General features: G+C 71.2%; 6 protein-coding genes. 2 read left to right on the forward strand and 4 right to left on the reverse strand.

What is annotated here, in order from left to right; translation table 11 throughout:
• Positions 1-146: 146 nt before the first annotated feature.
• The 4 genes from D455_RS0128470 to D455_RS0128485 all read right to left on the reverse strand — a co-directional run bounded on the left by D455_RS0128470 (position 147) and on the right by D455_RS0128485 (position 6,100).
• Positions 147-782, reverse strand: coding sequence for an MBL fold metallo-hydrolase (locus D455_RS0128470; RefSeq protein WP_017574053.1), 636 nt, complete (start codon positions 780-782; stop codon positions 147-149).
• Between the two features lie 92 nt (positions 783-874).
• Positions 875-1,858, reverse strand: coding sequence for an adenylate/guanylate cyclase domain-containing protein (locus D455_RS0128475; protein ID WP_026123071.1), 984 nt, complete (start codon positions 1,856-1,858; stop codon positions 875-877).
• Between the two features lie 280 nt (positions 1,859-2,138).
• Positions 2,139-2,999 (reverse strand): biotin--[acetyl-CoA-carboxylase] ligase, encoded by an 861-nt coding sequence (locus tag D455_RS0128480; protein WP_017574055.1) that lies wholly within the window; start codon positions 2,997-2,999, stop codon positions 2,139-2,141.
• A gap of 455 nt (positions 3,000-3,454) precedes the next feature.
• Positions 3,455-6,100, reverse strand: coding sequence for a phosphoenolpyruvate carboxylase (locus D455_RS0128485; protein ID WP_275040919.1), 2,646 nt, complete (start codon positions 6,098-6,100; stop codon positions 3,455-3,457).
• 277 nt (positions 6,101-6,377) lie between these two features.
• Here D455_RS0128485 and D455_RS0128490 point away from each other — a divergent pair, with 277 nt between their 5' ends.
• Both D455_RS0128490 and D455_RS0128495 read left to right on the forward strand, forming a co-directional pair.
• Positions 6,378-7,988 (forward strand): acyl-CoA carboxylase subunit beta, encoded by a 1,611-nt coding sequence (locus D455_RS0128490; protein WP_017574057.1) that lies wholly within the window; start codon positions 6,378-6,380, stop codon positions 7,986-7,988.
• Positions 7,985-8,206 (forward strand): acyl-CoA carboxylase subunit epsilon, encoded by a 222-nt coding sequence (locus D455_RS0128495; RefSeq protein ID WP_017574058.1) that lies wholly within the window; start codon positions 7,985-7,987, stop codon positions 8,204-8,206. Before D455_RS0128490 ends, D455_RS0128495 begins: the two co-directional genes overlap by 4 nt.
• Positions 8,207-8,314: the final 108 nt, after the last annotated feature.

The following is an 8,314-nucleotide window of genomic DNA, read 5'->3' on the forward strand; positions in this document are numbered from 1 at the left end:
GAGGCCGCTCCCGCCGTTGGTGACAGCGTCGCCACCGTCACCATCAGCGACCTGAGCGTCAGATGTGGACCTCACACATGGCTCCGGCCGTCTGCTTTTCGCTTTCGGCGGTGGACTCGGGTCCGCACGCGGTGGCGCGGCCAGGGTCAAAAGCCCCGGGCCGCCCAGGTGTCGAGGCACTCGGCGGCCTCGGCGATGGTGGTGGACTCGCCGTGGCCGGGGTGGACCACCGTGTCCTCAGGCAGACCCGCGAGGTGGTCGCGGATCGAGGCGATGATCGTCGGAAAATCCGAGAACGGCTGCCCGGTGGCTCCGGGGCCGCCCGGGAAGAGGGTGTCGCCGGTGAAGACCACGCCGAGCTCGGGCGCGTACAGGCACACCCCGCCCGGCGTGTGGCCCGGCGTGTGCAGGATGTCCAGTTCTATGCCGCCCACCGTCAGTGTCTCCCCGTGCAGCAGCGGAGCGTCCGGTTCCTGGTTCGGGTACACGCGGTGCCACAGCTCGGCGTCGTCGGGGTGCAGCAGGATCGGGCAGTCGGTGAGGTCGGCCAGCGCGACGGCCGCGTTGACGTGGTCGTTGTGCCCGTGGGTGGCCACGATCGCCATCAGCTCACGGTCGCCCAAGCCGCGGGCGATCGCCTCGTGGTCGTGTGCGGCGTCGACGACGATGGCGCTGTCCTCGTTCCCGACGATCCACACGTTGTTCTCGACGGCGAACCCACTGCCCTCCAGGCTGAAGACGCCGGAGGTACGCAGACGCTGGACAGGGGAGACGGCGTTCACGTGTTCACCACCTGACTCGCGGGTTGGGTCGACGCCACAGAGCCTATCCCGACGGATTCTCCCGCACACGGTGGTCGGGGAAGCCGGGCGGCTCAGCCGACGGGTTCGAAGTTGCGGCGCAGGGCGTAGGGCTGGATGAGGCCGAGTCCGTGTGCGTGGCGGGCGCGCACCCTGACCACCTGGAGGCGCTCCTCGTCGGCGAGGCTCTCGGCGAGGCTCTCGTCGATCAGGACCGTGCCGGGTCTGGCGAAGGAGGTCAGGCGGCTGGAACGGTTGACGGTCGTGCCGAACACGTCGCCGTGCAGGGTCAGGACCGGGCCGGAGGCCAGACCGACCCGCACGTCGGGGACCTCCACGTGGGTCTTGACACCGGAGGCCAGGCGCAGCGCGATGTCGGCGGCCTCGGCCGGGGAGTCGGCGACGTAGAGGATCTCGTCGCCAAGGGTCTTGACGACGCGGCCGCCGCCGGAGGCGACGATGTCGGCGGCGGTGGCCTCGAAGCCCTCGACCACGCCGGCGAGCTCGACCTCGTCCAGCTCGCGGCTCAGCGTGGTGAAGGAGACCAGGTCGGCGAACCCGACGACCAGCGGGTAGTAGTTGGGCACGGTGTCGTTGTTGGACATCACCGTGAGAGTGCGTGCGGCGGAGGCCGCGAGCTGACGGCGCCAGATGTGCAGCAGGAGCCGTTCGACGTCCGGCAGCAGCTCCTTGACCTGGTTCATCAGCGGGCTGACGGAGTCCTCGCCCTCCTGGTAGATGAGCGTGCTCAGGATGCTCGTCTGCCAGTCGGCCAGGCGCGCCATGGTCTGGCCCATCGCGCGGGCGAAGCGGACCACGCCCTCCTCGTCCAGGACGCCCTCCTGGACGAGGGAGTTGGCGATGCGCAGCGACTCGACGTCACTCTCGGCGAAGGTGACCGTGTCGTCGCCCTGGTTGGGGAAGCCGAGGGCGCGCCAGATCCGCCCGGCCAGTTCGGCATCGGCACCGGCGAGCTCGATCGCCTGCTCCCTGGTGTAGACCGCTTCACCGCCGAGCAGGGCGGACTCGATCACTTTCGGGTCGGGACGCGACGGCATACGTTCTCTTTCACGGGACATCCCCGCCGGAAGCGGGGAACAGTCACTTCGGCACCGGCCGACAGCACGGCACGGGGTTCCACTCCAGCTTACGCCCGCGTCCTCCCGCCCGGCGGGGCGCCCGTCCGGGGCCGTGGGACCCCCGTGGGCGCCCCGGTCTCCGGGTGGACCCCCCGTCCCCGTGAGAGGGCCGCGGCAGCCGTACCAATGATGATTCCACAAGGCGAACGGCCGCGGGAGGGGCCGAAGTTCCCCTGTGGACAACCCCGTGTACGGCCGGTCAGGTGCCGGGGCGTACGTGCACGACGTCTCCCACGCTCAGGGCACGTTCGCCGTCGGGGCCGCGCACGAGGAGTCGGGCCTCGACGTCGACACCGGTCGCGGTGCCCTCCAGCAGCCGGTCGCCGGGAAGGTGCACACGCACGCGGCGCCCGACCGTGACGCACATGTCGCGGTAGGCGGCGGCCAGCCCGCTGGCCTCGGCGTCGCCGTCGGCGGCGGTCCAGGCGGTGTACAGCTCCTCGAACTCCCCCAGGAGGGCGGTGAGCAGGGCGCCCCGGTCCGGAGCCTCGGCCCCCTCCCCGCGCAGGGAGACGGCGGTGTCCACGGGGAGTTCGGCGCGGTCTTGGGACACGTTGAGGCCGATCCCCACGACGACGGCGGGTGAGCCGGAGGAGAAGTCGGCCTCGGCGAGGATGCCCGCGAGCTTGCCGTCGGCCGAGGCGGGTTCGGCGCGCAGGTGCGCGGGGACGAGGACGTCGTTGGGCCACTTGAGGGCGGCCTTGACGCCGGACACGCGGCGCACGGCGCCGACCGCGGCCACGCCCATGAGCGCGGACAGCCAGCCCAGCCGCTCGGTGGGAGCCTCGGGCCGGACCAGGAGGGAGAGGGTGAGGGCGGCGTGCGGCGGGGTGGAGAAACCGCGCCCGAGACGTCCGCGCCCGGCGGTCTGGTGTTCGGTGACCAGGACGGAGCCGTGCGGGGCGCCCTGCCGCGCGCGGTCGGCGAGTTCGGTGTTGGTGGATCGGGCCTCGGGGAGCACCTCGACGTGGTGCCACATGCCGCCCGGGCGGACGAGGGCGGCGTTGAGCGCCACCGCGTCGAGCGGAGGGCGCGGGAAGGGTTCGGGTGCGCTGGCCATACCCCCATTACAGCAGCGCCGGAACCCCGCCGTGCCCCCACCGGTTTCCAGACGCACCCGGAACACCGGACCGGTACCTCTCGCAATACGAAGAGCCCGCCCCACCTCGTTGATGGTGACGGGCGTCCTTTTCCGTACTGGAGAAACGACCGCCCGTGGTCGGGCCATCGGAACGGGATTCTTCGGGAAACACCACGCGGACGGCGCCCGTCACTCTGCCCGAACCCTTCGGCTTCGTCCCGGACACAAACGGGTTCCACGGACCGGAGGAGGCCGGGGAGAAGACCAGGGAGGTGTCTGGCTGACCGGTCGTCCCCCGTCGACACCGAACCCGCCCGTCGGCACCGAACCCGCCCGTCGGCACCGAACCCGTCCGGCGGCACGGGCTGGTCCCGGAACACGTGCGGCGCCCCGCACCTTCCCCTGGTGCGGGGCGCCGTCGTCCACGGGCCGGATCAGCCGGTGTTCTGCAACCCGGCCGCCACGCCGCTGACCGAAAGCAGCAGCAGTCGCTCCAGGTGCTGCTGGTCCTCCTCGGACAGTGCGTCGGCCTCCTCGCCCCGCAGGGCCTCCAGGGCGCGCAGTTGCAGGTGGGACAGCGCGTCCACGTACGGGTTGCGCAGGTCGACCGCGCGGGAGAGCACCGCCCGGTTCTCCAGCAGACGGCTGTGCCCGGTCACCTTCAACACCAGCTCACGGGTGCGGTCGTACTCCCCCAGCACCAGATCCGTCAGCTCCGGACGCCCACCCAGCGCCAGGTAGCGCTCGGCGATGGTGCGGTCGGTCTTGGCCAGGCTCATCTCCGCGTTGTCGAGCAGGGACGAGAACATGGGCCACTCGCGGTAGGCCTCCTGGAGCACGCTCAGGTCCTCCACGGCGGCCAGCCCCGTGCCGAGCCCGAACCAGCCCGGCAGGTTGACCCGGGTCTGGGTCCAGGCGAACACCCACGGGATCGCGCGCAGGTCGCCGAGGCCCCGTGCGGCTCCGCGCCGCGAGGGACGCGATCCCAGCCGCAGCTCGCCCAGCTGCTCCAGGGGACTGACCTGGGAGAACCACACCGCGAAGTCCTCGGTGTTGATCAGCCCCAGATAGGCCTCCTGCGCGGCGCTGGCGATTGTGTCGGCGTAGCCGCGGAACCTGCGTTCGGCGGAGCGCTCGCGCTCCTGGACGGCGTCGGTGGAGGCCATCAGCACCGCGTGGCCCACCTGCTCCATGTGGCGGCGGGCGATCGCGGCCTGCCCGTAGCGGGCGAAGATGACCTCGCCCTGCTCGGTGACCTTGAACCGGCCGCCGACCGACCCGGGCGCCTGGGCGAGCAGGGCACGGCTGGCCGGACCGCCGCCGCGGCCGAGCGAGCCGCCGCGGCCGTGGAACAGGGTCAGGCGCACGTCGTGCTCACCCGCCCACGCGGCCAGACGGGCCTGGGCGTCGTACAGGCGCAGGGTGGCGCTGACCGGCCCGACGTCCTTGGCGGAGTCGCTGTAGCCGAGCATGACCTCGACGCGGCGGCCGGTCTCGTCCAGCCGCTTCTGCACCTGGGGCAGCTTGAGCATGCCTTCGAGCACGTGCGGCGAGGCCTCCAGGTCGGCCCCGGTCTCGAACAGCGGAACGACGTCCAGGACCGGCACGCGCCCGGCGGGCATCGCGTGGGTGGCCAGCTCGTACACGGCCGCGATGTCCTCGGCCGAGCGGGTGAAGCTGACGACGTACCGGCGGCAGGCCTCCACACCGAAGCGCTCCTGGATCCAGGCGATCACCCGGATCGTGGCGAGGACCTCCTCGGTCCGCTCGGAGGGTGTCCTCCCCTCGCGCAGCTCGGCGAGCGCGGCGGCGTGCACCTCGCTGTGCTGGCGGATCTCCAGTTCGGCGAGGTGGAAGCCGAAGGTCTCCGCCTGCCAGAGCAGGTGCTGCAACTCCCCGTAGGCCTGACGGACCGCGCCCGCGGCGACCAGGGAGTCCTGCACGGTGCGCAGGTCGGCCAGGAAGGCGTCGGCGTCGGGGTAGGCCAGGTCGGCGTCGCGCTCACGCGTGGCGCGCAGCCGTGCGGTGGCCAGCAGCAGCAGCTGGCGGTGCGGCTCGTTGGGCGAGCGCGCCACGATCTCCGCCGTCAGCTCGGGGTGCCCCGCGCGGGCCGTGGAGAGCGCGTCGAGCAGCGCCGGACTGGCGGGGGTGAGGTTGGAGTAGGCCGTGAGGGTGCGCGCCACCCTGCCGCAGGCGGCCTCCAGTCCGCGCAGCACGTGTTCGGACTGGATGAGCATGGCCTCGCGCGTCACGTCGTGGGTGACGTAGGGGTTGCCGTCGCGGTCGCCGCCGATCCAGCTGCCGTAGCGGACGAAGGGCTTGGCGCGGGGCGGGCGCACACCGGTGCCCTCGGGGTCGATGGCCGTGTCCAGGCTCCGGTAGACCTGCGGGATGACGGAGAAGATCGTCTCGTCGAACGCGGCGAGGGCGGTGCGCACCTCGTCGAGCGGGTTGAGCTTGGTGTAGCGCAGCTGCGAGGTGCGCCAGAGCAGGTCGATCTCCTCCAGCAGGCGGCGGTGCGCCTCGGCGGCGGCGCTGCTGCCCTCGTGGGAGGCGTGCCAGGCGTCCAGCTGGGCGCTGATGCGCAGGATGGACGTGGACACGGCACGGCGTCGGGCCTCGGTCGGGTGGGCGGTGACCACGGGGTGGAACTCCATGCCCTCGATCAGCTCGTTGAGGCGCTCCTCACCCCCGTCCTTCTCCCGGATGGCGCGCACGGCCTCCGCGAGGGACTCGCTGGGCGGGTGGGCGGCGTCGTCGCGCTCACGCAGGGCCCGCATACGCTGGTGTTCCTCGGCCAGGTTGGCCAGGTGGAAGTAGAGGGTGAAGGCACGGGCCACCTGCTTGGCGCGCTCCAGCGGCCAGGCGGAGACGATCCCGGTGATCTCCTCCCCCGTGACCGACCCGTCGCGGGCTCCGATCACCGCGCGCCGGAGCTTCTCGACATCGGCGAGCAGATCCTCGCCACCGCTTTCGGCGAGGACCGTTCCGAGCATCTCGCCGAGCAGTTTGACGTCATTCCTGAGTTGTTCGGGAACTTCCTGCCGGGCACTGTCACGTTCTGCGCTTACCGCTGTCATGGTCCCCGAGCCTACAGAGATCGCACCTGCTTCCAGGTGCGCGGGGGCACATTTTGGATGTTTTGCCCATGCGTTAATCGTTGTTGCGCCAAAGAAGGAATTGCACATTTCCTCACGCCGTTTTCCGGAACCGCGCCCCGCGTTCCGATCCCCCGGCGACTCCTCGTCCCCGCCCCGGCGGCGGGTTCCGGTCCGGCCGCACCGAAGCAGACCTACTGGTCGGTAACCCGGGGCTGGAGTGCCCGGGGGGAGACCCCCGGCGTTAACCTGCGTAGTTATGGCCACCGAAGCCCCTGAACCACTGTCCGCGGACGAGATCGACATCCACACGACCGCGGGCAAGCTCGCCGACCTGCAACGACGCCGGTACGAGGCCGTACACGCGGGTTCGGAACGAGCCGTGGAGAAACAGCACGCCAAAGGCAAGATGACCGCCCGGGAGCGGATCGACGCACTGCTCGATCCGGGGTCGTTCGTGGAGTTCGACGCCCTGGCCCGACACCGCTCCACCAGCTTCGGGCTGGAGAGCAACCGCCCCTACGGTGACGGCGTGGTCACCGGTCACGGGACGGTCGACGGGCGGCCCGTCGCCGTGTTCAGCCAGGACGTCACCGTCTTCGGCGGATCACTGGGCGAGGTCTACGGCGAGAAGATCGTCAAGGTACTCGACCACGCCCTCACCAACGGATGCCCCGTCGTGGGCATCAACGAGGGCGGCGGAGCGCGCATCCAGGAGGGGGTGGTCGCGCTGGGTCTGTACGCCGAGATCTTCAAGCGCAACACCCACGCCTCGGGCGTCATCCCGCAGATCTCCCTGATCATGGGCGCCGCCGCGGGCGGTCACGTCTACTCCCCCGCCCTCACCGACTTCATCGTGATGGTCGACGAGACCTCGCAGATGTTCATCACCGGCCCCGACGTCATCAAGACCGTCACCGGCGAGGACGTCTCCATGGAGGAGCTGGGCGGCGCACGGACCCACAACACGAGGTCGGGCGTGGCGCACCACATGGGCGTCGACGAGCAGGACGCGATCGAGTACGTGAAGACGCTGCTCTCGCACCTGCCCGACAACAACCTGGAGGAGGCGCCCGTCCTGCCTCCCGAGGAGGCCCTGGGAGACGAGGCCGCCGACACCGACCTGGCCCTGGACACCTTCATCCCGGACTCGGCCAACCAGCCCTACGACATGCGGACGGTCATCGAGGCCGTCCTGGACGACGGGGACTTCCTGGAGGTCCACGCCCAGTTCGCGACCAACATCGTGGTGGGCTTCGGCCGCGTGGACGGCCAGTCCGTCGGCATCGTCGCCAACCAGCCCATGAGCCTCGCGGGCTGCCTGGACATCGACGCCTCCGAGAAGGCCGCGCGCTTCGTGCGCACCTGCGACGCCTTCAACGTCCCGGTGCTGACCTTCGTGGACGTGCCCGGCTTCCTGCCCGGCACCGACCAGGAGTGGGGCGGCATCATCCGCCGGGGCGCCAAGCTGCTGTACGCCTACGCCGAGGCCACGGTGCCCCTGATCACCGTGATCACCCGCAAGGCCTTCGGCGGCGCCTACGACGTCATGGGCTCCAAGCACCTAGGCGCCGACGTGAACCTGGCCTGGCCCACGGCGCAGGTCGCGGTGATGGGCGCACAGGGAGCGGTGAACATCCTGCACCGGCGCACCCTGGCCACCGCCGACGACGTCGAGGCCGAGCGCACCCGCCTCATCGGCGAGTACGAGGACACCCTCCTCAACCCCTACTCCGCGGCCGAGCGAGGGTACGTGGACGGGGTCATCATGCCCTCCGAGACCCGTGTGCAGGTCACCAAGGCCCTCAGGGCGCTGCGGAACAAGCGCGAGCAGCTGCCGCCCAAGAAGCACGGGAACATCCCGCTGTGACCGCGCCGAAGAACCCGCCGTACCTGGCCGTGGTCCGCGGCGAGCCGACCGCCGAGGAGCTCGCGGTCCTCACCGCGGTGCTCAGCGCGCGCGCCCGGGCGGCCCGGACCGCCGAGGAGCCCGAGACCGAGCGCCCGTCCGGGTGGCGGGACCGAGCGCGGGGGATGCGCGCCCCGCTGCGGCCCGGTCCCGGCGCCTGGCGCCTGAGCATGCGGTGACCCCGGTGCTCTCCCGATACCCAGACTCTTCATGGAGCGGTCGGCGCGCTGCCCGCCCCGCGCCGAACAGAAGGATTTACCACCGTGCGTAAAGTACTGATCGCCAAC

It is taken from the genome of Nocardiopsis halotolerans DSM 44410 (genome assembly GCF_000341065.1).
In the GTDB taxonomy this organism is placed as follows: domain Bacteria; phylum Actinomycetota; class Actinomycetes; order Streptosporangiales; family Streptosporangiaceae; genus Nocardiopsis; species Nocardiopsis halotolerans.